This window comes from Shewanella japonica, assembly GCF_002075795.1.
Lineage (GTDB): Bacteria > Pseudomonadota > Gammaproteobacteria > Enterobacterales > Shewanellaceae > Shewanella > Shewanella japonica.
Genome location: NZ_CP020472.1, coordinates 2083398 through 2108315, shown reverse-complemented (window position 1 = coordinate 2108315; position 24918 = coordinate 2083398). Strand labels below are relative to the sequence as shown.

Genomic DNA, 24918 nt, shown 5'->3' with positions numbered 1-24918 from the left:
CTTTTAATCCCTCAACGATGCGTTGAACTCGGTCTTAAGTGCAGAGACAACTGAATCAACTGTTTCAGTAATGTCTTTTTCTTCAAGTGTACGAGTAATGTCTTGTAATGTAAGTGCGATTGCTAAGCTCTTTTTGCCAGCCTCTACACCTTTACCTCGGTATACGTCGAACAAGTTTAAGCCAACCAACTGATTTTCGCCAACTTTTCTTATCAAATTCATAACATTAGTTGCAGAAACTTCTTCATCAACAACAACAGCAATATCACGTCGATTTGCAGGAAACTTAGATACAGTCTGGGCTAGCGGCAAACTGGCATGCAGTAAAGCGTCCAGTTCTAACTCAAAAATAATTGTTTTGCCATTGAGTCCAAAAGGCTTTTCCAAACTAGGATGGACAGCACCAATGATACCAATAACTTGATTATTTCGTAGTATTTCAGCACATTGCCCTGGGTGAAGAGCAGAATGTGTTGCACTTCTAAAAGTAAATTCAGAAGTTGAAACTGTCAAGCCGATAATTGATTCTAAATCACCTTTTAAATCAAAGAAGTCGACAGTTTTTGAGTCCATAGACCAATGTTCGTCATTTTGAACACCAGAAATTACCGCACCAATCATTGGTTCTTGTCTAACACCAGAATCTGCTTTGGCATCAGGTACAAAGCGTAAACCCGTCTCGAATAAACGCACTCGACCTTGTTGACGACTTTGGTTATAGCCTACTGACGTTAATAGTCCAGTGAACATAGATAAACGCATTGCTGACATTTCTACTGAAATAGGGTTCGGTAGAATCATCGCTGGCGCGTCAGGATGAACAAGGTTTTGCTGTTTAGGATCAACAAAGCTATACGTCACTGCCTCTTGGAAACCACGAGCGACTAGCACATTACGTACTTTACGTAATGAAATATCTGCTTCTTTGTGATCAGACATGGTTAACGAAGCAACAGGCGCAATATTCGGGATATTGTTGTATCCATAAATCCGCGCAACTTCTTCAATCAAATCTTCTTCAATCGCCATATCGAAACGGTAAGTTGCAGTAACAACGTCCCAAGTGTCTGTTTTGGCAGTCACGGTGAAGCCTAAACGTTCAAGGATTTCAGTCACATCAGTATCAGGGATATGATGACCTAAAATCTTATCTAGTTTGCTACGACGAAGCATTAAGTTAACCGGCTTAGGTAAATTTGCTTCTGTAACAGCTTCTTCCACAGGGCCTGCTTCGCCGCCACAAATATCTAATACAAGGCGAGTAGCACGATCCATTACTTTGTGTTGTAGTTCTGGGTCAACACCACGCTCAAAACGATGTGAAGCATCGGTATGTAGACCTAAGCGGCGTGATTTACCCATGATCGCAAGCGGAGCAAAGAATGCACACTCTAGCAAGATATCTTGAGTCTTCTCAGTCACACCTGTTTTTTCGCCGCCAAACACACCTGCTAAGGCAATTGAGCCAGTGTCATCAGCAATAACTAAAGTGTCATCAGGTACAGTCACTTCATTGCCATCAAGCAATTTCAGCTTTTCTACACCATCACTTAAACGTACTTGAATCGCACCAGTTAGCGTTGCTAAATCAAACGCATGCATTGGCTGGCCGTACTCAATCAAGACGTAGTTGGTGATATCAACGATTGGATCAATTGAGCGAATACCACTACGGCGTAATTTTTCTTGCATCCATAATGGGGTTGCGGCAGCAAGGTTAACATTCTTAACCACACGACCTAAGTATCGAGGACACGCTTCATCAGCAATGACATTAATTGCCACTTTATCGTCGATTGTTGCTGTCACAGCTTCCCATGTAGGCTCTGTTACAGTCTCACGATTTAATACACCAACTTCACGAGCAAGACCTGCCATACCAAGACAGTCAGCACGGTTAGCCGTTAAATCTACATCAATAACCGCATCGTTAAGATCTAGGTATTCACGCACATCTTTGCCAATAGGTGCATCTGTTGGTAATTCGATAATGCCATCACTTTCGATGTCGATACCTAATTCACCGTACGAACACAACATACCAAATGATGGTTGGCCACGTAATTTGGCTTTTTTGATTTTGAAATCGCCAGGAAGCACTGCGCCTACCATAGCAACCGCAACTTTTAATCCTAAGCGGCAATTAGGCGCGCCACAGACGATGTCGATAAGTTCTTCATCACCTACGTTAATTTTTGTTACACGTAATTTGTCTGCATCTGGGTGTTGGCCACATTCAACCACTTCACCCACAACGACACCACTAAACTCACCCGCTACTGCATCTACGCCATCTACTTCAAGACCTGCCATAGTGATTTGGTGAGATAAGTCTTCACGGCTTACTGATGGGTTAACCCATTCACGAAGCCAAGATTCACTGAATTTCATCTGTTTATTGCTCCGTTATTTGAATTGCTTAAGAAAACGTAAATCGTTTTCGAAGAAGGCACGTAGGTCGTTAACGCCGTAACGTAGCATCGTTAAACGCTCAACACCCATACCAAAAGCAAAACCAGAGTATTTTTCAGGGTCGATACCGACACTGCGAAGTACATTAGGATGTACCATGCCACAACCTAATACTTCTAACCATTTACCGTTTTTACCCATTACATCAACTTCAGCTGATGGCTCAGTGAACGGGAAGTAAGATGGGCGGAAACGAACTTGCAAATCTTCCTCGAAAAAGTTGCGTAAAAAGTCATGTAAAATGCCTTTTAGCTCCGCAAAGTTAACTTTTTCATCCACTAACAAGCCTTCAACTTGGTGGAACATTGGCGTATGAGTCTGATCGTAGTCATTACGATAAACACGGCCTGGAGAAATAATACGTAATGGTGGTTTTTCATGTTCCATCGTGCGGATTTGAACACCTGAAGTCTGCGTGCGTAGCATGACTTTAGGGTTAAAATAAAAGGTATCGTGATCGGCACGTGCAGGATGATGTTCTGAAATATTTAGTGCGTCGAAGTTATGGAAGTCATCTTCAATTTCAGGACCATTCTTAACTGAGAAACCAAGTTCACCAAAGAAAGTTTCGATACGTTCGATAGTACGTGTGACAGGATGAAGTCCACCCATCTCAATTGTACGACCGGGTAGCGTCACATCGATTTTTTCAGCGATAAGTTGTGCTTCTAATTCCGCAGATTTTAAGCCTTCAATGCGTGCAGAAAGTTCTTTCTGTACAGCTTGTTTAGCTTGGTTGACTGCTTGTCCAAAAGCAGGCTTTTCTGCTGGGCTTAAGCTGCCCATTAATTTCATCATGTCAGTGATTTTACCTTTCTTACCAAGGTAATCGACACGGATATCATCCAATGCCTTTAGATCACTGGCCTTACCTATCACTTCTAAGGCTTGTTCTACGATCTCAGTTAACTGCTGCATTATATCTTCCACTGCATTCTTGCATATCAAATGCGTTAGGGCGCCTAAGGTTCAGGCGACATTATTAGTCTTAGTGTTAAAGCACGCTTTACACTTAGAGCATGGGGTTAAAACAAAAGATGGAATTTTACGTGAGCTAGGTTAATTTTACTAGCATTTATTACAATTTAAGCCAGTAAAATTGAGTATTTATACGCTTTTAGCTCATCAAGTCATGTATATGTTTAATGGATTGTATTGACACATAAATCTCACATCAAACTTAAGCAATTCACAACAGCTTCTATCTTGACTCCAGCATAAAATATGAGCAAAAAGCCAGCAATTTATAATCCAACTAAAGTTTACCGAACAAGATCCGATATACATTAGTAGCGAGTCATATTATGTAGAGGCGTACATGAAAGAAGTAAAATTTAGATGGATTGACCAATTTTTAATAAAACTAACAATAAAGGCAAAATTCACCATTTTGGCTATGGTGCCAATTTTACTGATTTTGTTACTTACGATAGCGTTAACCACTAGTTTTAAATCGACGTTAGCAGAAGCAGAAATAGATGAAGCTATCGCGCTCAATAACACTTATAACCACGCTGTAGAAGTCGCACTAGACTTGCTTAATGAAGAACAAAAACAAACCTTTTTATCAAATATCAACGGCAATAGTAACGCTGTCAATGTTTCATCATTAGGCCACCAAGCTCAACAAATGGCACGTCAAGGTGGTGGCTCAATTGAAACAGCAGCTGGATTTGAAGTGCTGAGTAACATTAATAATTACGATATTGTCATCACCACATTAATCCCTCATAGCAATACAGAAGAAAAAGCTAGTAAAAATAATAACTTAACCTATGCTTTAACCGCTGCAATCATCATCATCATTTTGCTTTTTTCTTACTATATTTCAACCTTCATAGGTGGTGCATTGTATACCACAGTAATGGCATTGAGACGCGCAGCAGACGGTGACTTGAGTAGTCGATTAAACTTTTTTGAAGTACCTGATGAGTTTAGTTTATTAGCAATTAGTGTCGATACGTTAGTAGACAGACAACATAAACTAGTCTTACAAATGTCACAGGCAGCAGAGCAAATAAGGCAGGTTGTACAATCGTTTAGAGCCACTGCTGAGGACGGTCAAACAGTTGCAGTGAATCAGCGTCAACATTTAGATTCATTAGCGACTGCGATGGAAGAAATGACAGCAGCAGTAAAAGAAGTTGCCCGTAACGCGGAGCAATCGTCATCAGAGACACAAGAGGCAAATAATCAAGTTACCGCAGGCTCTGAAGACATTGCCACAACGGTGCAAGCCATTGATTTATTGTCAACAGAAATTGCTGACGCATCTGATGCTGTTAATGTATTAAATGATAACGCCAGTAAGATCGATGCTGTTGTTACAACAATTAATGCTATTTCTGAGCAAACCAACCTACTCGCTCTGAATGCGGCAATTGAAGCAGCAAGAGCCGGAGAGCAAGGAAGAGGTTTTGCTGTCGTTGCTGATGAAGTCAGAACACTTGCAGGTCGCACGCAATCTGCAACAGTTGAAATCAAAACCATGATTGAAGCATTACAGTCTGGCTCACAAAACCTGACTCAAGTGATGTCTCGTACCGTCGAGCAGGCTGAAGAAGGCAAGAAACATGTACTTCAAACAGGTGAGGATTTAGCAAGTATTGCTCATCACAGTGGTAAGGTATTTGAAATGAGTGTGTTAATTGCCACTTCTGCAGAGGAACAATCAGCAGTAGCAAACGAAATTGCATCTAACTTGATGGAAATCAGGAACCAGTCTCATAACGTTGAAGAAGCGGCCAATATGTCCGTGTCTGGTTGTGATGAACTTAATCGCACCGCTGAAGCGTTAGATAAGTTGATGATAGGTTTGAAGGTTTAACACCTCATAATTTGATAAAACGTCTTTAACAAAGCCTTTAATTAGAAAGAACTTTATAAAAAGCACCATAAACGAACAAGCGCGTTAACAATTCAGTTAACGCGCTTTTATGTCAAACGTAAATAATGACTGTTAACGGTCTTTTTCAAGTCTTGCTAACAAACTTGAGGTATCCCAACGGTTACCTTTCATTGCTTGTACTTCTGAGTAGAATTGATCAACTAATGCAGTCACTGGTAAATGGCTGCCATTTTTACGCCCTTCAGCAAGCGCAATGCCTAAATCTTTACGCATCCAATCAATAGCAAAGCCAAAATCATATTCACCCTGCCACATGGTTTGGTAACGATTTTCCATTTGCCAGCTTTGCGCAGCGCCTTTGCTGATCACCTCTACAACTTTTAATCCATCAAGCCCTGCACTTTTAGCAAAATGTAATCCTTCGGATAAGCCCTGAACCACACCCGCAATACAAATTTGATTAACCATTTTTGTTAATTGACCGGCCCCGACTTCACCTAAAAGCTCAGCACAACGACTGTAGGCATCAATAACAGGTTTGACTTGTTCGAATACGTTTTGTTTTCCACCCATCATCACAGTCAACACGCCATTCTCAGCGCCAGCTTGACCGCCAGATACAGGTGCATCCATAAACTCGATATTTTTACTTGCTAATATGGCCGAAATATCTCGAGCAACATCAGCTGAAGCTGTCGTGTGATCAACTAAAATAGCGCCATCAGCAATACCATGAATAACACCATTTTCGCCAAGAATAACTTGTTTTAAGTCTTCGTCATTGCCAACACAAGTAAATACGATGTCTTGATCTTCTGCGGCTAACTTGGGTGTCAACGCTAATTGGCCAGTGTAATCTTTAGTCCATTGCTCTGCTTTGGCCGTAGTACGATTATAAACCGTCACTTGATGCCCCTGTTTTACCAGATGCCCCGCCATTGGATAACCCATTACACCTAAACCAATAAAAGCGACCTTTGCCATACCTTTCCCTTATCATTGTTATTTATGAGATGAAAACGTATTGATTGTAACCTTTAAAGCGCTGGTTTTACATGGGCTTCCATTTCTGCGCCAATGCGTTTACGCATGTCCATCAATCTTAGTGCAGAATCTCGTAACCGAATGTCATCCTCAGTTTCCGGGATCCATTCAGGTACGGAAGTCGGTTTACCGTCATCGTCTACTGCAACCATAATCACAATACAATGAGTCGTTAAGTGACGTTCAGGTTCTTTAGGATCGCCAGCTTTTACATCAATACCTAAATGCATAGAAGATGTGCCGGTATAAATAACTTTGGCGCTGACTTCAACAATATTACCCACATGAATCGGTTTTACGAACCTGATACCGCCTGCATAAACAGTAATACAGTATTTACCGCTCCAACCTGCTGCGCCTGCATAGGCTGCCAAATCAATCCATTTCATCACGGCGCCACCATGGACTTTGCCGCCAAAATTGACATCTGCTGGCTCTGCCAAAAATCGTAATGTAATTTCTCTGTCTACTCCGGCCATTATGCCTCCTAATTTTATGCACTGTCGCCAGTTTACGATATTTCTAATCAGAAGTGGTTAAAAACGCCTAAGTTTAAATAAATATCTCGATTGAATGAATAATTATAATTTAAACCGCAATAAATCAAACATTCTTCATTTTAATTCTGAAAGTGAGGCCTATGAGTAAAATAAACTTAAAAACGGTCGTTATAGAAAAAAGCAGGCCAAAAAAAAGCAGTAACCAGAGTTACTGCTTATTCACACTTTTAATTAAAGTAACACACTCACTTTGCACGCTTTACGCATCGCCTTTTTTAAATAAAAGCGAACCGTTGGTGCCGCCAAAGCCAAATGAATTACATAATGCATAGTCAAAACGATGCGCTTTAGCAGTGTGAGGCACAAAATCTAAATCACAACCTTCATCCGGATTATCAAGATTAATGGTTGGCAGTACGATTTGATCTCGTAAAGCAAGAATGGTCACAATGGCTTCTACAGAACCCGCAGCACCGAGCAAGTGGCCTGTCATAGATTTAGTGGAGCTGACTAATAAATTATAAGCATGTTCACCAAATACTGACTTAACTGCTGCAGCTTCTGCTTTATCTCCAGCAGGAGTTGAAGTGCCATGGGCATTGATGTAGCCCACTTTTTCATTGTCAATTTGCGCATCATTGATGGCATTTTCCATTGCTGCTGCAGCGCCTGCACCATCAGCTGGAGGTGATGTCATGTGGAATGCATCACCACTCATACCAAAACCAACTAACTCAGCATAGATTTTTGCACCACGTGCTTTGGCATGTTCGTATTCTTCCATAACCATTACACCAGCGCCGTCACCAATAACAAAACCGTCACGGTCTTTATCCCATGGGCGACTTGCTGCCGTTGGGTCATCATTGCGTGTTGATAATGCTTTTGCTGAACCAAACCCGGCAACAGCTAATGGACAAGTCACATCCTCTGCGCCGCCAGCAACCATGACATCTGCATCACCGTAGGCGATTGTACGTGCAGCAAAACCGATATTGTGGACACCTGTCGTACAAGCTGTTGTTACAGCAAAGTTCGGGCCTGTCATACCATATTTTATTGATAAGTGACCTGAGATCATATTGATAATGGTACTCGGCACAAAAAATGGAGACACTTTACGAGGACCAGACTTTAATAATGCGGCATGGTTTTGTTCGATTAATGGCATTCCGCCCATTCCCGCACCAATCGCGGTACCCACTCTTGCAGGGTTTTCTTGTGACATATCCAAACCGGCATCGTTCATGGCTTGAATACCAGCAGCCATACCGTATTGGATAAATAAATCCATTTTGCGAGCATCTTTGCGTGATAAGTACTGTTCGATGTCAAAGTCTTTTACTGAACCGCTGAAACGAGTTCCGTATTCAGATGCATCAAATTTAGTTATGGGTGCAATACCACTTTTACCCGCTAATAAAGACTGCCAAGAAGTATCAACATCGTTACCCACTGGAGTAACTAGTCCTAGGCCTGTAATCACGACACGACGTTTAGACACAGTATTCACCTTTGAAATAAATAGGCATAAGCCAAATAAAGATAATTGGTTAATCCATCACCAACAAACAAGGTTAATTGGGCAGATAAGAATCGAGCAGAAGGATTAACGCGTTGAAAATAAGTCTAGTCGAAAAAAATCGACTTCAGAAACAAAAACAGGCGGCATAAATGCCACCTGTTTTTGTAAATCTGGGATTACTGATTCTTTGAAACGTAATCGATCGCTGCTTGAACAGTAGTGATCTTTTCAGCTTCTTCATCAGGGATCTCGGTGTCAAACTCTTCTTCTAGAGCCATAACCAATTCAACAGTGTCCAGAGAATCTGCACCTAAATCGTCTACGAATGATGCAGCTGATTTAACGTCTTCTTCTTTAACGCCAAGTTGCTCAATGATGATTTTCTTTACACGTTCTTCGATGTTGCTCATTAGTTTTCTTTCCTATTCAAATTACACACTTGCGTAAGATTGCGAGTAGTTTATTCGATCCAGCTGACAATGCAAGCTTAGTTTTCGTGGTCTAACCACGAAAATTATCATACTTTGATATCAAACGAGATTCAATAAAGTCGTTGCCATAAAAGGCGATTAAACCATGTACATTCCGCCATTTACATGCAGGGTTTCACCTGTTATGTAAGCAGCTGAGTCAGATGCCAAGAATAAAACAGCATTAGCAATTTCTTGTGCTTGTCCTAAACGTTCCATTGGAACTTGAGACATAATGGCTTGTTGTTGCTCTTCATTTAGCTCATCAGTCATATCAGTTTGAATGAAACCTGGTGCAATAGCATTAACTGTTATTTGACGAGATGCAATCTCTCTAGCAAGAGATTTTGTAAATCCGATCAATCCAGCTTTTGCCGCAGAGTAATTTACTTGCCCTGCATTGCCCATTGTACCTACAACTGAGCCAATATTAATAATGCGGCCATTACGTTTTTTCATCATAGAACGCATAACAGGTTTAGATAATCTAAACAGTGAAGTCAAATTGGTGTCAACGATATCTTGCCACTCATCATCTTTCATTCTCATCAATAAATTATCACGAGTAATACCCGCATTGTTAATCAGAATATCAACATCACCGGCTTTTTCTTTGATCTGGGCGAATAATTGCGCAACTGACTCACTATCGGTGACGTTTAAAACTAAACCATGACCTTTATCACCAAGGTAATCTTGAATTGCTGCAGCACCTTTCTCACTTGTTGCAGTACCAATAACTACAGCGCCAGCTTCAACCAGAGTTTCTGATATAGCGCGGCCGATACCACGGCTTGCACCTGTAACTAAAGCTACTTTGCCTGTTAAATTCATGCTAATGCTCATGTCTTTTCCTTATTGGATTAAAGCAGATAAAGACGCAGCATTATTCACAGCTTGCCCCTTTAACGATTTATTTATTCTTTTTGTTAACCCTGTTAGTACCTTTCCAGGTCCCATTTCAACAAGTTCAGTAACACCTTGAGAAGCAATAAACTCAATTGTTTCGCTCCAGCGCACTGGGCAATATAATTGGCGTACTAACGCATCTTTTATATCTGACTCTGATGTAGGAGCAGCAACATCAACGTTATTGATAACATTGATCGTTGGCTCATTAAACGTAATAGCTTCAAGTGCAGCAGCAAGCTTTTCTGCCGCAGGTTTCATAAGCGCACAATGTGAAGGCACACTCACAGGTAGTGCAACAGCCATTTTAGCACCAGCAGCTTTACATGCAGCAGCAGCTCTTTCAGTTGCTTCTTTTTCACCAGCAATAACCACTTGGCCAGGGCTGTTAAAGTTTACCGGACTGACGACTGCACCATTGGCAGACTCTTCACAGGCTTTTGCAATTGAATCGTTATCAAGACCAATTACAGCAAACATTGCCCCTGTTCCAGCAGGAACCGCTTGTTGCATTAATTGGCCACGCAGCTCAACTAATTTCACTGCGTCTTCAAATGCTATTACGCCACCGCAAACTAGTGCTGAGTACTCACCCAAACTATGACCTGCTAGTAATGCAGGCTTAGCTGCACCACTTTCTTCATACGCACGCCAAATAGCAACACTTGCTGTTAATAATGCAGGTTGAGTTTTATCTGTTTCATTAAGTTTTTCAGCAGGACCATCTTGTGTTAACGCCCATAAGTCGTAACCTAAAACCGCACTTGCTTGAGAAAAAGTTTCTGTGACAATGGGAAATTCAACCGCAAGATCAGCTAACATGCCAACAGCTTGTGAACCTTGTCCAGGAAAAACGAAAGCCATATTTTCCATTATAATTATTACCTTTTTTCGTTCATGAAAAATGAAATAGAACTTCACCAATACTATAAATAAAAAGACACAGAAATCTATGTCTTTAGGTGTCTAGTAGCTTACTGGTGATATTACAAAAAATCTAGAATCTTACTAATGCACTACCCCAAGCAAATCCGCCACCGAATGCTTCAAGTAATATAAGCTGACCACGTTGAATTCGACCATCTCTTACTGCTTCGTCCAATGCAATAGGCACTGATGCAGCAGAAGTATTGCCATGCTTTGCTAAGGTCAATACGACTTTGTCTAAACTCATATCCAACTTTTTAGCTGTTGCTTTGATAATTCTGAAGTTAGCTTGATGAGGTACTAACCAATCAATCTCAGATTTATCAATATTGTTAATTCGCAATGTTTCAGTTACAACATGTGATAGCTGAGTGACAGCAAATTTGAATACATCATTCCCTTTCATTGTCATGAAGCTAACGGCTTCTGACGACTCTGCCGCTCTTGGTGGGAATGAACACTTTAATAAATCGCCCTGACGGCCATCTGCATATATGTGCGTTGAAATAATACCGGGTTGTTCACTTGCACCAATCACGGCTGCACCAGCGCCGTCACCAAATAAAATCACTGTGGTCCTATCTTCAGGATCACACAGACGTGATAACACATCAGCACCTATGACCAATACTTTCTTTGCTGCACCGGTTTTAACAAACTGATCAGCTACAGATAATGCATAAACAAAGCCTGAACATGCAGCGGCAATATCAAAAGCAGGAATGGTGTGAATGCCTAATAATTTTTGTATTTCACATGCGGCAGCAGGAAAAGCATTACTTGCGCTCGTAGTACCACAAACAATCATATCAAGCTCACTGGCCTCAACACCGGCCATTTCTAATGCCTGTAATGCTGCTTGATATCCCATCGTGGTCACAGTTTCATCTTCAGCAGCAATGCGGCGTTCAGATATTCCTGTACGCTCCACAATCCATTGATCTGAAGTTTCAACCATTTTTTCTAGATCGTGATTACTACGAACTTGCACCGGTAGATAACTACCAGTTCCGAGAATTTTTGTATGCATATAATGAGATCAGTTATTGATGTCTAAAAGAATCGTCTCCAAACGATCTTTAATCATTTCTGGAAGACGACGTTTCGCTTCTGTAGCAGCTAAATTAATTGCTTGTAAATATGCTGCTTCATCTGCATTTCCGTGACTCTTTACTACTATTCCGCGCAATCCTATCAGACTTGCACCATTATAGTGGTCGGGGTTCATCTTACTAAGCACAGATTGTATACGTGGAGCGAGGAGTTTAGACAACATCCGAACGAATAAACCTTGCGTTAAGCCTCGTTTTAACTGATGTACGAGTAACTTCGCTATTCCTTCAGAAGTTTTTAAAGTGATATTGCCGACAAATCCATCACAAACAATGACATCAACATTTCCAGTGAATATTTCATCACCTTCAATAAATCCAGTGTAATTGACTTGCTCGGTATCAATTAAGTATTGAGCGGCTTGTTGAACTTGATCATTTCCCTTAACGTCTTCTATTCCGACATTAAGTAATGCAATTTTGGGTTTGGCACGTTTATGGACAGCTTCACATAAAACAGAGCCCATGACTGCAAACTGAAAAAGGGTTTCAGAATCACAGGACACATTAGCGCCAAGATCTAATAGATATACAGGCTTACCTGTAACAGCAGGCAAACAACTCACTAAAGCGGGTCTATCAACACCCGGTAAGGTTTTGAGTAATATTTTAGCGAGTGCCATTAAAGCACCTGTATTACCCGCACTCACACACGCTTGTGCCTTGCCGTCTTTAACAAGTTCTAATGCAAGACGCATAGAACTTTGTTTACGAGAACGAATGGCATGAATAGGCCTATCACCCATGGTGATAACTTCAGTGGTATGAACAATTTGAATGCGTGCACGAATGGCACTGTCAATCTCAACTAAAAAGGGATCAATCTCGGCTTGATTGCCTACAAGAATTAATGATAGTTGGGAATTGAATTTAAGTGCCTGCAAGGCTGCAGGCACTGTGACGGAAGGGCCATTATCGCCCCCCATCACATCCAACGCGAGCGTCAGATCCGTCATAAGATTAGCAACAAATTACTTGTTGATAACCTTTTTACCGCGGTAGAAACCATCAGCAGTCACGTTGTGACGTAGATGTAATTCACCGCTAGTAGCGTCTACAGATAATTGAGCAGTGCTCAATGCATCGTGTGAACGGCGCATGCCGCGCTTTGAACGTGATTTTTTATTCTGTTGTACAGCCATTTGACTTGTCTCCTAGATTACTTGCTCTTCAGTTTTTCTAACACTGCAAACGGATTTGGACGCTCCTCTTGAGAGGGCTCGATTTCGCCTACAGCTATGTCACTTGTTCCTAGATTGCAATCAGCATTCTGATGCATAGGAATAATTGGCATAGCGATTATCAATTCATCTTCAATCAACTGATGCAGACGAACTTCACCAATTTCATTGCACTCAATCGGCTCATACGCATCCGGGAGCTCATCGATTTCTTCTTGAGTCTTACAAGGACTAAAGGAGAAGTCGACCGTAACCTCTGTGGTATATGGTGTCATGCAACGTTGACATAGCAGAGTGAGCTCCGTCACAGCCTTCCCGCTAAGGTAGACTATCCCCTGAATATCGACGCCACATTCTAACGACACTGTCACATCGGAACAATCGCCAGCACATAACTCGTTTAATCGCTTATTCTGTCTGCCTGGCACAATGCCTTCATAACGAAGACCACTGGCAGCAGTTCGAATAGGATCAATTGATACTGGTATCTTTACTGTTTGCATAAGGCGCGCATATTATAGTTTGAAAACGCTAGAGTCAAAGGAAATTTATCCAAATTGCGGTTAAATACATAACCAAACAAAATGAACGATTAACTAAAACGCCAACATTAAAATTGATCGAAGCGAAATATTACCTGTGACCGCGAGCGATCACAAGCGTGATCCGACTAAATTTACTGCATTTGAACGCAATTTTGACTTAATATAGTCGCAATTGGACAAATAGACGAATCGCACCCCATGAATACAAAAATCATCTTAGCTTCAACATCCATTTATCGCAAAGAAATCCTCAGTAAATTGCAGCTTCCATTTGACTGTATTTCACCTGAAACAGACGAGAAAGCACTAGAGAATGAAAACGCTGAAGAGTTGGTATTAAGACTAGCAAAAGCCAAGGCTCTCGCAGGGGCTAAACTATATCAGCAAACAAGTCAGACAAACGATGAGGCACTGGTCATTGGTTCAGATCAAGTAGCCGTTATTAATGGCAATATTATCGGTAAACCACTGACACAAGACAATGCAATCAAACAATTACAACAAGCTTCAGGCCAAGCTATCACCTTTTATACTGGCCTTAGTGTCATTAATAGCGATAGTTTACAAGCCCATTCCATCGTAGAACCCTTTACTGTTCACTTTAGGCAGTTAACCCTTGAAGAAATAACTCGTTACGTAGAGCTTGAGCAACCGTTATATTGTGCAGGAAGTTTTAAGTCTGAAGGCTTAGGAATTGCACTATTTGACAAATTAGCTGGTGATGACCCAAATACATTAATTGGTTTGCCACTGATTAAGCTTATCGCTTTGTTAAAATGCCATGGATTAGACGTTCTGACATCTCAATAAAATACACAAATAATATTTTACTAGAAAACCCAACCCCTTCTAGAAGTTTACAAGGCCCGTAGAAAGCTTAATTAACCAAAAAATAAATAATAAAAAGCCGCAGATTGAGCTGCGGCTGATAGAACCATGTTTTGCAACCGTCGACGAGTTTTTGTGAAAGAGTCAACTTATATATGCAACAGAATATCTTGCGGCGAATTAACTGTATTTGTCGGTGACTGGGTTAGTAAATCTTCTAGGCTATGAGCGCCATAAGTCACTCCAATACTATTCACGCCAGCATTATTAGCCATCGCAATATCTAATTTTGAATCACCTATCATTACCGTTTTACTTGGACAGATGTCCAATTCTTCAAGCAATGAAGTAATCATAGATGGATGCGGTTTAGATTCCGCCTCATCAGCCGAACGTGTTGCAATAAAATAATGACCTAAGCCTGTCTCAGTAAGCATACGGTCAAGGCCTGCTCGGCGTTTACCTGTCGCGATAGCAAGCGTCTGCCCATTGGCTTTAATCTGTGAAAGCACTGACTCAATACCATCAAATAAAGGCGAAGGCGTCGCGTTAATATTCATATAATAGTTTTTATAAGCTTCAAGCAGTGCATCATATTGTTCAGGATTGTCAGGAAATAATTTTTCCATCGCTGGTAATATAGACAATCCAATGATATCTCGAACTTGTTGCTCTGACGGCACAAGTAAATTCAATTCTTTAGCAACACATTGCATGCAATCAACAATCTTACCAATTGAATCCATTAATGTGCCATCCCAATCAAAAATCACTAACTCATACTGCTTAATTGTGTCTTGATTCATGCGCGTTTCAGCTTTTCTAATGTTGATTGTAATACGTCATCTAATGGCGCTTTCACTATTTTGACTTCATCATTCTCTGGATGAATGAATTTAAGTTCTGCCGCATGCAAAAATAGACGATTTAACCCTTTTTCGCGCATTGCATCATCAAATTTTTGTTCGCTATATTTATCATCACAAGCGATAGCATGGCCCGCAAATTGACAATGAACACGGATTTGATGAGTACGGCCAGTGACAGGGCTTGCCTTTACAAGGGTACAACCTTGATAACGCTGCATGATTTTGTAACGAGTTTCAGAAGGCTTACCCTCTTGATTCACACGAACAATGCGTTCACCAGACTTAAGAGTAATTTTTAACAGCGGCGCTTTAACGATTTTATCTTTCGCTTGCCAATCACCACGCACCAACGCCAAATAATCTTTTTGCATGGTTTTTTTACGTAACTGATCATGCAAATGCTTTAATGCACTTCGCTTTTTAGCGATGAGGAGAACCCCTGAGGTATCTTTATCCAGACGATGTACTAGTTCTAAAAACTTTTGCTGTGGACGCAAAGAGCGTAAGCCCTCAATCACACCAAAATCCACACCACTGCCACCGTGAACTGCAATCCCAGCCGGCTTATTTAATACGATTAAGTGATTATCTTCATGAATAATACGCTGTTCTAGCTGAGTCACTTTAGATAATTTAGGTGACGGCGCTGTTCGGTAATCTTTCTCAGCCATTCTGACTGGTGGAATACGAACCACATCATCAATTTGTAATTTGTACTCAGGTTTAATGCGTTTTTTGTTAACTCTAACCTCGCCCTTTCGCACAATACGATAAATCATGCTTTTAGGGACACCTTTAAGTTTGGTGAGTAAAAAATTATCAATGCGTTGCTCAAAATGATCTTCATCAATGGTGACCAACTGAACTTTCGTGGGAGTTTCTGTATTCATGATGCGCCTATAGTAATTACGAGGCACATTGTACCCTAAGTTTTGCTTGGATGGGACAATAAGAATGTGTGGTTTTTATTGCTGTATAAATTGTTTATTGCTATATTTGCGCTGTGATTGAGGATAAACAGTGAATAAATTGTTCACAAGCTCAAATCATTACGGTGTTTTTTCAGTAGAATTCATGAGCACGACAGGTAGCAAGTCATTGATTTGCAAATTGTAAACATCACAATTCGATTAGTATCGTTTTTACAGTTAAACCGTCTGCTTAATCATTATTTACTAAGTTTTCCTGAAAACCTACGCCCCCCTATTCGAACAAATTTTAGCTTGTTATCAAACAGACAGATTCGTCTTGGGCATTACCGGAAAAGAAATTTAAATTTATGGGGTTTGTTGGCGATTAACAACGAATTCCTTGTTTTTGTAATTATTAAAAAATAAGCCATAAATAGGTCGCGACACGCAGCGAATGCGTCTTACAGCAATGCGCCCCTAACTTGCCTAAAAACCAGCCGTGAGGCTTAGTGAACAACAATTTTAGGCCCGTAATGCAACGAAATCTCGACGTTTGATGACCTTATTAGAAGAATTAAGTCATCATGAAACGTATGTTAATTAATGCAACTCAATCGGAAGAGTTGCGTGTTGCCCTAGTAGATGGGCAACAATTGTATGATCTGGATATCGAAAGCCCAGGCCATGAACAAAAAAAATCAAATATCTATAAAGGCACCATTACTCGCGTAGAACCTTCATTAGAAGCTGCGTTTGTTGATTACGGCGCTGACCGTCACGGTTTCCTTCCATTAAAAGAAATCGCTCGCGAATACTTCCCTAAAGGATACTCTTTCCAAGGCCGCCCAAATATCAAAGAAGTGGTATCTGAAGGCCAAGAAGTTATCGTTCAAATCGATAAAGAAGAACGTGGTAATAAAGGCGCTGCCTTAACAACGTTTATCTCTCTTGCTGGCTCTTATTTAGTTCTGATGCCAAATAATCCTCGTGCTGGCGGCATTTCGCGTCGTATCGAAGGTGATGAGCGTACTGAGCTTAAAGCGGCTATGTCAGAGTTAACTGTACCAAATGGTATGGGTCTGATTGTACGTACTGCTGGTGTTGGTAAAGATGCTGCTGAATTAAAGTGGGACTTAAAAGTTTTACAACACCACTGGGAAGCAATTCAAGAAGCAGCTCAGAGTAAACCTGCGCCATTTTTGATTCATCAAGAAAGTAACGTGATTGTTCGTGCAATCCGTGATTACTTACGTCGTGATGTGGGCGAAATACTAATTGACCATCCACGTATCTATGAAGAAGCAAAACAGCATATTGGTTTAGTACGCCCTGATTTCGTTGAACGTGTTAAGCGTTACGAGTCTGAAGTACCATTGTTCACACACTTCCAAATCGAATCTCAAATTGAGTCCGCATTCCAACGTGAAGTGCGCTTGCCTTCTGGTGGTTCAATCGTAATTGACCCAACGGAAGCACTAACTTCAATCGATATCAACTCAGCCCGTGCAACAAAAGGCGGCGATATCGAAGAAACAGCGTTAAACACCAACTTAGAAGCGGCAGACGAAATTGCGCGTCAGTTACGTTTACGTGATTTAGGTGGTTTAGTCGTCATCGACTTCATTGATATGACGCCAGTTAGACACCAACGTGAAGTTGAGAATAGAATGCGTGATGCGGTTCATTTAGACCGTGCTCGTGTTCAGCTTGGCCGTATTTCACGTTTTGGCTTAATGGAAATGTCTCGTCAACGCCTACGCCCTTCTCTTGGCGAATCAGCAGCGCATTTATGTCCCCGCTGTCATGGCCAAGGTACAATTCGTAGTACTGAGTCATTAGCGCTTTCTATTCTTCGTTTAATGGAAGAAGAAGCCATTAAAGAGAACACGTCTCAAATTGAAGCTGTTGTTCCTGTTGATGTTGCTGCGTTCTTATTAAATGAAAAACGTAAAGCAATTCGCATTACAGAAGAACGTCACAATGTTGAAGTGTATGTCATTCCTGATTCTCACATGACAACACCTGACTACCGTGTATCTCGTTTAAGAAGCGACGATGAAGTCGTTGAATCAAGCTACAAGCGTGTAGAAAAGCCTGAAGCTAAATTATACGAGCCACGCAAACTTGAACGTACTGAAGCGCCTCAACCTGCGATTAAAGGTTTCGGTACGCCGAAAGCTGCAGCAAAACCTGCTGTCGAAGCAAAACCAAAAGCAACGGAATCAGCGCCGTCAGAGCCTGGTTTCTTCGCTAAAATGGTTTCTGCTATCAGCAAGCTATTCTCATCAGATGAACCTGCTAAGAAAGAATCGAAGCAGTCTGATAAGAATCGCAAAGAAGGTCAAAATAATCGCCGTAACCGTCGTAATGACTCTCGCCGAAATGACAACCGTCGCAACCGTAACGATAACCGCAGTGATAATCGTAATGATGCTGACAACAAAGGCAGAGACAACAAAGGCCGTAATAAGAAGGCTGACAGAGATGTTGCAAATAAAGAGCAACAAGAAAAACGTCAGTCTAAAAACGACCAACGTAACAAGGCTAACAAGCCTGCAGATAAGTCTCGCCCAGAAGGAGAGAAGTCTCCTAAGCAAGAAGCTGCAAGAGAGCGTCGTCAACGTCGTAATATGCGTCGTAAAGTTCGTATCGAGAACGAACAAAGTGAAGCAAAACTAAATGAAGTTGAAGTAGCTGAAAATGCTAAATCTGCTGACGTAACTGCAAAGCCAAATGCGGAGCAATCAGCTAAACCAACACGCACTCGTCGCCCAAGGAAAGACAACAAGGCGAAAGTTGAAACTGAAGCGAATGCTGAATCTGTAGCTGCTAAACCCTCATTAGATGCCACGGTATCTAAAGTTGAAGCCAGCGCAGAAGTTCCAACTGAAACCACTGTTGAAACTAAGGTTGAGCCAAAAGCTGAAACTGTTGTTGAAACAACTGACGTTGTAGCTGCAACAAATAATGCAGCCTCTGAAGCAACTGCTCCTGCTAAAGTTGAATCATCGGACGCTTCAGATGAAGCAACCTCAGAAGACAACGAAGAGAAACAAGGTCAACGTCGCAGCCGTCGTAGCCCACGCCATCTTCGTGCAGCTGGACAACGTCGTCGCCGTGATGAAGATGAAACAGCACCTTCTGCAGCCGTATTTACGCCTGTAGATGAACTAGAAAAGCAACTTGATGCTGAACAAGCTGCAGTAGAAGTCACTACAGAGCCAGCTCCTGCTGTTGAAGCTCCTACTTCTCAAACTGTAGAAACTGAAACACCAGCTGTGACTGACGATAAAGTTGAAGTTACGCAAGAAGAAACGTCAACTGACACTCAAAAAGTTGTCGAGGCTTCAGAAAAGGTTGAGACGCCTGTTGAATCAGCTAGTGAAGTTGAAGTGCCAGTCGAAGCACCTGTAGCTGAAACTGCAGACGTTATCGAAACAGCACCGCAAGCTGAAACATCAAACAATGCAGTTAAACCTACCGAAGTTGAAGCTAATGTTGAAGTTGAAGCTAAGGTTGAAGTTAAGGCTGAGCCTGCAAAAGCTGAGACTGTAAAAACTGAACCAGTAAAAGCTGAAACAGTAACTAAAGATAATTCAATTGCATCAGCACCAATGGCTAAGCCTGCTGCAATCGAACGTAAAGTGGTTACCGCACCAGTTGCTACCGAAACTAAAACAGAAGCGAAAACTGATGCACCAGCTAAAAAAACTGCTGCTAGTCGCTTTGGTTCAATGGTAATGTCAGAAACAACTAAACCTGTATCTGAAGTGCGTCAGCAGCAAGCTGTACCAAAAGGTCGTGAATACCAAAAATCACAACCTGATGCTGAAACGGTAAAATCAAAAGTAGCTAACAGTGCATCTTCTGATACCACTAAAGCATAAACTCAAATACTGAGCCTAATATAGGCTCCTTAAAAACCACGCTAAATAGCGTGGTTTTTTTTTGAGTCTACGTTGGTCAAATATAGTAATTAAACTGAATTAAGCTTAAATTCAGGTTTAGTGAAGCATTAAATTTTGTTAACATACGCACACTTTAATTTTCAAACACTTCAATTGTTTTCAGAGGCTAAATGTTCGATCTACTACGTCATAAAACCAGCAGTAGCAAAGCAGATATTCTATCTGGTTTAACTGTTGCTCTTGCGCTTATTCCAGAAGCTGTTGCTTTTGCATTCGTCGCACAAGTTGAACCTATGGTAGGTTTATACGCAGCCTTTATTATGGGGTTAATCACTGCTGTAATTGGTGGTCGTCCAGGAATGATTTCTGGTGCAACCGGTGCAATGGCTGTTGTCATGGTATCACTAGTTGTTGAACATGGCGTTCAATACCTATTTGCGGCGGTCGTGCTGGCGGGGATAATTCAAATATCTGCAGGTATATTTAAACTCGGTAAATTTATCCGTATTGTACCGTACCCAGTGATGATCGGATTTGTTAATGGTCTCGCTATTGTGATTTTCTTAGCACAACTTGGTCAATTCCAAGTTAAAGATGCTGCAGGCAACATGGTATGGCTAGGTCAAGAGCCGTTAATGATAATGCTTGGCTTAGTTGCTTTGACCATGGCAATTATTCATTTTTTACCAAAAATAACCACAGCTATCCCCTCTTCATTGGTGGCAATTTTAACAGTAACCGCATTAGTTGTTGGACTAGACTTAGATACACGCAATGTACTCGACTTCTTGAAAACAATGAGTGGTGATGAGCAAGCCACTATTGCTGGCAGCTTACCAAGCTTCTCAATTCCGAGTGTGCCGTTTACCTTAGAAACCCTTTATATCATTTTACCTTATGCCTGTATTTTAGCGGCAGTTGGCTTAATCGAATCGTTACTAACCTTAACGGTAATCGATGAAATGACAAACAGCCGTGGTCGTGGTAACAAAGAATGTGTTGGTCAAGGTGTGGGTAACATTACCAGTGGCTTCTTTGGCGCAATGGGCGGTTGTGCGATGATTGGTCAATCAATGATTAACATCAACTCTGGTGGTCGTGGCCGTTTATCTGGTATCACAGCTGCACTAGCTTTACTTGCGTTTATTCTGTTTGGTGCTGCGTTCATCGAAATCATTCCACTTGCCGCATTGGTCGGTGTAATGTTCATCGTGGTATTAGGCACGTTTGAGTGGGCAAGTTTTAAAGTCATGCGTAAAGTACCTAAGCATGATGCTTTTGTTATTGTGTTAGTGACAACGGTAACCGTATTTACTGACTTAGCCTTTGCTGTGTTTGTTGGTGTTATTGTGTCTGCACTTGTATTTGCATGGGAGCACGCTAAACACATCAACGTTGAAACCAGTACCGATGCTAACGATTGGAAAGTCTATAAACTGAATGGCCCGCTGTTTTTCGGCTCAGTTTCAAACTTCCTAGAGTTATTTGATGCTGCTGGCGATCCTGAAGATGTGATTGTGGATTTCCAAAACTCACGTGTTGCTGACCACTCAGCATTAGATGCTATTGATACCTTGGCAGAACGTTATGTTGCTGCGGGTAAACGACTGCATTTAAGACATCTAAGCCCTGACTGTAAAGAGTTACTACATAAAGCACGTGACTTAGTTGAGATTAATGTTATCGAAGATCCACACTACAAAGTCGCAGATGATGCACTTGACTCATAAAATACGTTAGCCATTTAAAGCTAATTTATACATAAAAAAGGCGAACTATTCAGTTCGCCTTTTTTATGTTAATACGTTATTGATAGCTTAAAAACTGGCATCTTTACTCACTTTTTTAATATAGCCTCAAACTGTTTCATCGCTTGTTCGAACTTAGGCTTAATTAAAATTTGGCAATACGGCTGCTCTGCATTATTGGCAAAATAATTTTCATGAAAACTCTCTGCTTGATAAAAGGCTTCAAACATTGTTACTTCTGTCACAATAGGTTTAGGCCAAATACCTTGCTGAATCAGTTTACTGATAGCAATAGTCGCAGCATCAACTTGTTTGGCATCATGAGTAAAAATAACCGAACGATATTGAGGGCCTTTATCATTGCCTTGGCGATTTAATGTCGTCGGATCATGAATCGCAAAAAATACCGCAAGTAATGTTTGATAACTTATCACGCTAGGATCATAAGTCACTTGAACAACTTCTGCGTGGCCAGTAGTTCCACTGGTGACCGCTTCGTAATGCGCATCTTCAGTTCCACCGCCGCTATAGCCAGAAATTACAGATTCAACACCGTCTAGACGTTGGAATATCGCTTCGATACACCAAAAACAGCCAGCACCGAAAGTTGCTAACTCCATCGACTTTGCTTTTGCTGAACGTTCATTTTCAATTTCTTCTTTGCTTTTAAACACCATCGAAGTTGAATTGACACAATGACGTGTATTTTTACCCGTTAACATTTCGCCTTTAAAAACATGGCCAAGATGGCCACCGCATTCGTGGCAGGTAATTTCTGTGCGTTGACCATCAGCATCCAGCGTTCTATCTATAGCACCGTGAATTTCGTCATCAAATGCTGGCCATCCACAGTAAGCATTAAATTTAAATTCGCTTTTATATAATGGGTTTAAGTATTTTTTACATAAGTACAAGCCTTCTGCATCATGATTGACGTACTCTCCACTAAATGGACGTTCAGTTCCTTTTTGCTCAATGACATACTTTTCAAACTCAGTTAATTCGTTCATTTGCATCGTCCTAACTTCAATCTAGACCTTCATACTTTAAAGCAATTTTTTAGATATGGCAGTATGCCGAATAAAGATCACTAATTCGACTTATTAGACCTGTTTTTACTTCAAAAAATTGCGACAAAGTGTGACCAAGGTTAAAATCAGCATGGGTCAAATAAAACAATAAGTAGAAAATATGAAATTAGAAACCATTGATTACCGCTCAGAAGATTGCGCAAAGCAATTTGTTGAGTCATTACGTGAGACCGGATTTGGTGTTTTATCAAATCACCCTATTAGCAAAGAGCTCGTAGAAACCATCTATAAAGAATGGTATGAGTTTTTTCAATCAGAACAAAAACAGGATTTTCTGTTTAAACCTGAAACCCAAGATGGCTTTTTCCCAGCATCAATATCTGAAACGGCAAAAGGACATACAGTAAAAGATATCAAAGAATATTTTCACGTATACCCTTGGGGTCGTATTCCTGAATCATTAAAACAGAATATTCTTGCTTACTATAAACATGCAAATCAGCTCGCCGCTGAACTACTCGGCTGGATTGAACAGTATGCGCCTGAGGACGTCGCCAAGCACTTCTCTATTCCTTTACCTAAAATGATTGAAGATAGTCAAAAGACATTATTAAGAGTGTTGCACTATCCACCAATGTTAGGTGATGAAGAACTGGGTGCAATCCGAGCAGCAGCCCATGAAGATATTAACCTTATCACTGTCTTACCAGCAGCGAATGAACCAGGATTGCAGGTTCAAACCAAGGACGATACTTGGATTGATGTCCCAAGTGACTTTGGTAATATCATTATTAATATCGGCGACATGCTACAAGAAGCCTCTGGTGGTTATTACCCTTCGACATCGCATCGTGTGATCAATCCAGAAGGCACAGATAAAACTAAATCAAGGATCTCTTTGCCACTATTTTTACATCCTAACCCTGAAGTTGTGCTTTCTGAACGCTATACTGCAGACAGTTATTTAATGGAAAGATTAAGAGAACTTGGTGTAATTTAAGTTTGTTAACGTTTCCAAGCAGTTTAAAGCGTCTTTTGGCGCTTTTTTTTATCTTTTAGAGGCATAACAAGGTAGAATATGCCCCCCTTGTAAGTAGTGGTTTAAAAAAGGCAAACTCATGGCAATTCAATGGTACCCAGGACACATGCACAAAGCTCGTAAAGAGATTGAAGAGGCAATGCCTCAAGTCGATCTTGTCATCGAGGTTTTAGATGCACGTATTCCATACAGTAGCGAAAACCCTATGGTGTCAACGTTAAGGGGCGATAAGCCATGTATCAAATTACTCAATAAATCTGACTTAGCCGATCCGGAAGTCACTGCTCGCTGGATTGAATACCTTGAACAAGAGCAAGGCGTTAAAGCAACAGCCATTACCACGCTTCAACCAGGGCAAGTTAAGAGCATTCCTGATATTTGTCGTAAATTAGTACCAGCTCGAGACAAAGTAGAAAAAGATATACGTACGATGATTATGGGGATCCCAAACGTCGGAAAATCAACCATTATCAACACACTGGCAGGCAGAACTATCGCTAAAACCGGTAATGAGCCCGCTGTGACCAAGCGTCAGCAACGTATTAATCTCAAAAATGGCATTGTACTATCAGACACGCCAGGCATCTTATGGCCAAAAGTTGACAATGAATCAAGTAGTTACCGCTTGGCAGTAACCGGTGCTATTAAAGATACCGCAATGGAATACGAAGATGTTGCTATGTTTGCGGCAGAATATTTCTTACAAGCTTATCCTAAAGCGATTTGCGAGCGATACAAGCTCGCCGAGCTCCCGGAAACCGATATAGAATTACTCGAAGCGATTGGCCGTAAACGTGGTGCACTTAGACCTGGTGGCCGTATCGATTTACATAAGGCGTCTGAATTATTACTGCATGAATTCCGCTCTGGAAAAACAGGTTTACTAACACTAGAAACGCCTGAAATGGCAGAAGTTGAAAAAGCCGAAGTCGCTAGACTATTAGCTGAAAAAGAGGCGTTAAAGCAACAAAAACTTGAACAAGAAAAGCTAAAACGCTCAGGCAAGCGACACCAACAAGGTTAATGAACAAAAAAGGCTTACCACTCGGTA

21 protein-coding genes are annotated in these 24918 nt (G+C 41.1%); 6 read left to right on the top strand and 15 right to left on the bottom strand.

Going from position 1 to position 24918, the window contains the following annotated elements:
- Positions 1-3: 3 nt before the first annotated feature.
- Both pheT and pheS read right to left on the bottom strand, forming a co-directional pair.
- The gene (gene pheT / locus SJ2017_RS08990) at positions 4-2391 is read right to left on the bottom strand and encodes a phenylalanine--tRNA ligase subunit beta (protein WP_080915536.1); all 2388 of its coding nucleotides are present in this window, start codon (positions 2389-2391) and stop codon (positions 4-6) included.
- 15 nt (positions 2392-2406) lie between these two features.
- On the bottom strand, positions 2407-3390 hold the full coding sequence (gene pheS, locus SJ2017_RS08985) for a phenylalanine--tRNA ligase subunit alpha (protein WP_055024428.1): 984 nt from the start codon (positions 3388-3390) through the stop codon (positions 2407-2409).
- Between the two features lie 400 nt (positions 3391-3790).
- On the opposite strand from pheS, the gene SJ2017_RS08980 reads away from it, so the two are divergent.
- Positions 3791-5299 carry a methyl-accepting chemotaxis protein gene (locus SJ2017_RS08980; protein WP_080915535.1) on the top strand — a complete coding sequence of 503 codons (1509 nt, stop codon included), beginning with the start codon at positions 3791-3793 and terminating at the stop codon, positions 5297-5299.
- Between the two features lie 132 nt (positions 5300-5431).
- Here SJ2017_RS08980 and SJ2017_RS08975 read toward each other — a convergent pair whose 3' ends face one another.
- From SJ2017_RS08975 to yceD, 10 genes are all read right to left on the bottom strand, one after another.
- The gene (locus SJ2017_RS08975) at positions 5432-6304 is read right to left on the bottom strand and encodes an NAD(P)-dependent oxidoreductase (protein ID WP_080915534.1); all 873 of its coding nucleotides are present in this window, start codon (positions 6302-6304) and stop codon (positions 5432-5434) included.
- Between the two features lie 53 nt (positions 6305-6357).
- Positions 6358-6843 carry an acyl-CoA thioesterase gene (locus SJ2017_RS08970; protein WP_055024425.1) on the bottom strand — a complete coding sequence of 162 codons (486 nt, stop codon included), beginning with the start codon at positions 6841-6843 and terminating at the stop codon, positions 6358-6360.
- Between the two features lie 280 nt (positions 6844-7123).
- The gene (gene fabF, locus SJ2017_RS08965) at positions 7124-8368 is read right to left on the bottom strand and encodes a beta-ketoacyl-ACP synthase II (RefSeq protein WP_080915533.1); all 1245 of its coding nucleotides are present in this window, start codon (positions 8366-8368) and stop codon (positions 7124-7126) included.
- Positions 8369-8565: 197 nt separating this feature from the next.
- Positions 8566-8799, bottom strand: coding sequence for an acyl carrier protein (acpP, locus tag SJ2017_RS08960; protein WP_011496723.1), 234 nt, complete (start codon positions 8797-8799; stop codon positions 8566-8568).
- Positions 8800-8958: 159 nt separating this feature from the next.
- Positions 8959-9705, bottom strand: coding sequence for a 3-oxoacyl-ACP reductase FabG (gene fabG, locus SJ2017_RS08955; protein WP_080915532.1), 747 nt, complete (start codon positions 9703-9705; stop codon positions 8959-8961).
- A gap of 9 nt (positions 9706-9714) precedes the next feature.
- Positions 9715-10641 (bottom strand): ACP S-malonyltransferase, encoded by a 927-nt coding sequence (gene fabD / locus SJ2017_RS08950; protein WP_055024422.1) that lies wholly within the window; start codon positions 10639-10641, stop codon positions 9715-9717.
- Between the two features lie 124 nt (positions 10642-10765).
- The gene (locus SJ2017_RS08945) at positions 10766-11725 is read right to left on the bottom strand and encodes a beta-ketoacyl-ACP synthase III (RefSeq protein ID WP_055024421.1); all 960 of its coding nucleotides are present in this window, start codon (positions 11723-11725) and stop codon (positions 10766-10768) included.
- Between the two features lie 9 nt (positions 11726-11734).
- Entirely contained in the window at positions 11735-12763 is a 1029-nt protein-coding gene (gene plsX, locus SJ2017_RS08940) for a phosphate acyltransferase PlsX (protein WP_055024420.1), read from the bottom strand.
- Between the two features lie 15 nt (positions 12764-12778).
- Positions 12779-12949, bottom strand: a complete 171-nt coding sequence (gene rpmF / locus SJ2017_RS08935) for a 50S ribosomal protein L32 (RefSeq protein WP_011496728.1) — start codon at positions 12947-12949, stop codon at positions 12779-12781.
- 17 nt (positions 12950-12966) lie between these two features.
- Entirely contained in the window at positions 12967-13491 is a 525-nt protein-coding gene (yceD, locus tag SJ2017_RS08930) for a 23S rRNA accumulation protein YceD (RefSeq protein WP_055024419.1), read from the bottom strand.
- A 240-nt stretch (positions 13492-13731) separates the two neighbouring features.
- Between yceD and SJ2017_RS08925 the strand changes: the two genes are divergently transcribed.
- Positions 13732-14343 (top strand): Maf family protein, encoded by a 612-nt coding sequence (locus tag SJ2017_RS08925; protein ID WP_080915531.1) that lies wholly within the window; start codon positions 13732-13734, stop codon positions 14341-14343.
- Positions 14344-14510: 167 nt separating this feature from the next.
- Here SJ2017_RS08925 and SJ2017_RS08920 read toward each other — a convergent pair whose 3' ends face one another.
- Together SJ2017_RS08920 and rluC are read right to left on the bottom strand one after the other, a co-directional pair.
- Positions 14511-15167 carry an HAD-IA family hydrolase gene (locus SJ2017_RS08920; protein ID WP_080915530.1) on the bottom strand — a complete coding sequence of 219 codons (657 nt, stop codon included), beginning with the start codon at positions 15165-15167 and terminating at the stop codon, positions 14511-14513.
- Positions 15164-16120, bottom strand: a complete 957-nt coding sequence (gene rluC, locus SJ2017_RS08915; RefSeq protein ID WP_080915529.1) for a 23S rRNA pseudouridine(955/2504/2580) synthase RluC — start codon at positions 16118-16120, stop codon at positions 15164-15166. Before rluC ends, SJ2017_RS08920 begins: the two co-directional genes overlap by 4 nt.
- Before the next feature lie 605 nt (positions 16121-16725).
- Between rluC and rne the strand changes: the two genes are divergently transcribed.
- Positions 16726-20028, top strand: a complete 3303-nt coding sequence (gene rne / locus SJ2017_RS08910; protein WP_080915528.1) for a ribonuclease E — start codon at positions 16726-16728, stop codon at positions 20026-20028.
- 191 nt (positions 20029-20219) lie between these two features.
- Positions 20220-21779, top strand: a complete 1560-nt coding sequence (locus SJ2017_RS08905) for a SulP family inorganic anion transporter (protein WP_055024415.1) — start codon at positions 20220-20222, stop codon at positions 21777-21779.
- A 107-nt stretch (positions 21780-21886) separates the two neighbouring features.
- Here SJ2017_RS08905 and SJ2017_RS08900 read toward each other — a convergent pair whose 3' ends face one another.
- Complete coding sequence (locus SJ2017_RS08900) at positions 21887-22807, bottom strand: bifunctional methionine sulfoxide reductase B/A protein (RefSeq protein ID WP_080915527.1); 921 nt, start codon at positions 22805-22807, stop codon at positions 21887-21889.
- Positions 22808-22988: 181 nt separating this feature from the next.
- Here SJ2017_RS08900 and SJ2017_RS08895 point away from each other — a divergent pair, with 181 nt between their 5' ends.
- The gene (locus SJ2017_RS08895; protein ID WP_055024413.1) at positions 22989-23828 is read left to right on the top strand and encodes an isopenicillin N synthase family dioxygenase; all 840 of its coding nucleotides are present in this window, start codon (positions 22989-22991) and stop codon (positions 23826-23828) included.
- A 118-nt stretch (positions 23829-23946) separates the two neighbouring features.
- Positions 23947-24891: a ribosome biogenesis GTPase YlqF gene (gene ylqF, locus SJ2017_RS08890; RefSeq protein WP_055024412.1), complete on the top strand. Its 945-nt coding sequence runs from the start codon at positions 23947-23949 to the stop codon at positions 24889-24891.
- The last annotated feature ends 27 nt before the right edge of the window (positions 24892-24918 follow it).

Coding starts and splice junctions, on each gene's coding strand:
- pheT (WP_080915536.1), bottom strand. CDS start 2,391: ATGAAATTCAGTGAATCTTGGCTTCGTGAATGGGTTAACCCATCAGTA.
- pheS (WP_055024428.1), bottom strand. CDS start 3,390: ATGCAGCAGTTAACTGAGATCGTAGAACAAGCCTTAGAAGTGATAGGT.
- SJ2017_RS08980 (WP_080915535.1), top strand. CDS start 3,791: ATGAAAGAAGTAAAATTTAGATGGATTGACCAATTTTTAATAAAACTA.
- SJ2017_RS08975 (WP_080915534.1), bottom strand. CDS start 6,304: ATGGCAAAGGTCGCTTTTATTGGTTTAGGTGTAATGGGTTATCCAATG.
- SJ2017_RS08970 (WP_055024425.1), bottom strand. CDS start 6,843: ATGGCCGGAGTAGACAGAGAAATTACATTACGATTTTTGGCAGAGCCA.
- acpP (WP_011496723.1), bottom strand. CDS start 8,799: ATGAGCAACATCGAAGAACGTGTAAAGAAAATCATCATTGAGCAACTT.
- fabG (WP_080915532.1), bottom strand. CDS start 9,705: ATGAGCATTAGCATGAATTTAACAGGCAAAGTAGCTTTAGTTACAGGT.
- fabD (WP_055024422.1), bottom strand. CDS start 10,641: ATGGAAAATATGGCTTTCGTTTTTCCTGGACAAGGTTCACAAGCTGTT.
- SJ2017_RS08945 (WP_055024421.1), bottom strand. CDS start 11,725: ATGCATACAAAAATTCTCGGAACTGGTAGTTATCTACCGGTGCAAGTT.
- plsX (WP_055024420.1), bottom strand. CDS start 12,763: ATGACGGATCTGACGCTCGCGTTGGATGTGATGGGGGGCGATAATGGC.
- rpmF (WP_011496728.1), bottom strand. CDS start 12,949: ATGGCTGTACAACAGAATAAAAAATCACGTTCAAAGCGCGGCATGCGC.
- yceD (WP_055024419.1), bottom strand. CDS start 13,491: ATGCAAACAGTAAAGATACCAGTATCAATTGATCCTATTCGAACTGCT.
- SJ2017_RS08925 (WP_080915531.1), top strand. CDS start 13,732: ATGAATACAAAAATCATCTTAGCTTCAACATCCATTTATCGCAAAGAA.
- SJ2017_RS08920 (WP_080915530.1), bottom strand. CDS start 15,167: ATGAATCAAGACACAATTAAGCAGTATGAGTTAGTGATTTTTGATTGG.
- rluC (WP_080915529.1), bottom strand. CDS start 16,120: ATGAATACAGAAACTCCCACGAAAGTTCAGTTGGTCACCATTGATGAA.
- rne (WP_080915528.1), top strand. CDS start 16,726: ATGAAACGTATGTTAATTAATGCAACTCAATCGGAAGAGTTGCGTGTT.
- SJ2017_RS08905 (WP_055024415.1), top strand. CDS start 20,220: ATGTTCGATCTACTACGTCATAAAACCAGCAGTAGCAAAGCAGATATT.
- SJ2017_RS08900 (WP_080915527.1), bottom strand. CDS start 22,807: ATGAACGAATTAACTGAGTTTGAAAAGTATGTCATTGAGCAAAAAGGA.
- SJ2017_RS08895 (WP_055024413.1), top strand. CDS start 22,989: ATGAAATTAGAAACCATTGATTACCGCTCAGAAGATTGCGCAAAGCAA.
- ylqF (WP_055024412.1), top strand. CDS start 23,947: ATGGCAATTCAATGGTACCCAGGACACATGCACAAAGCTCGTAAAGAG.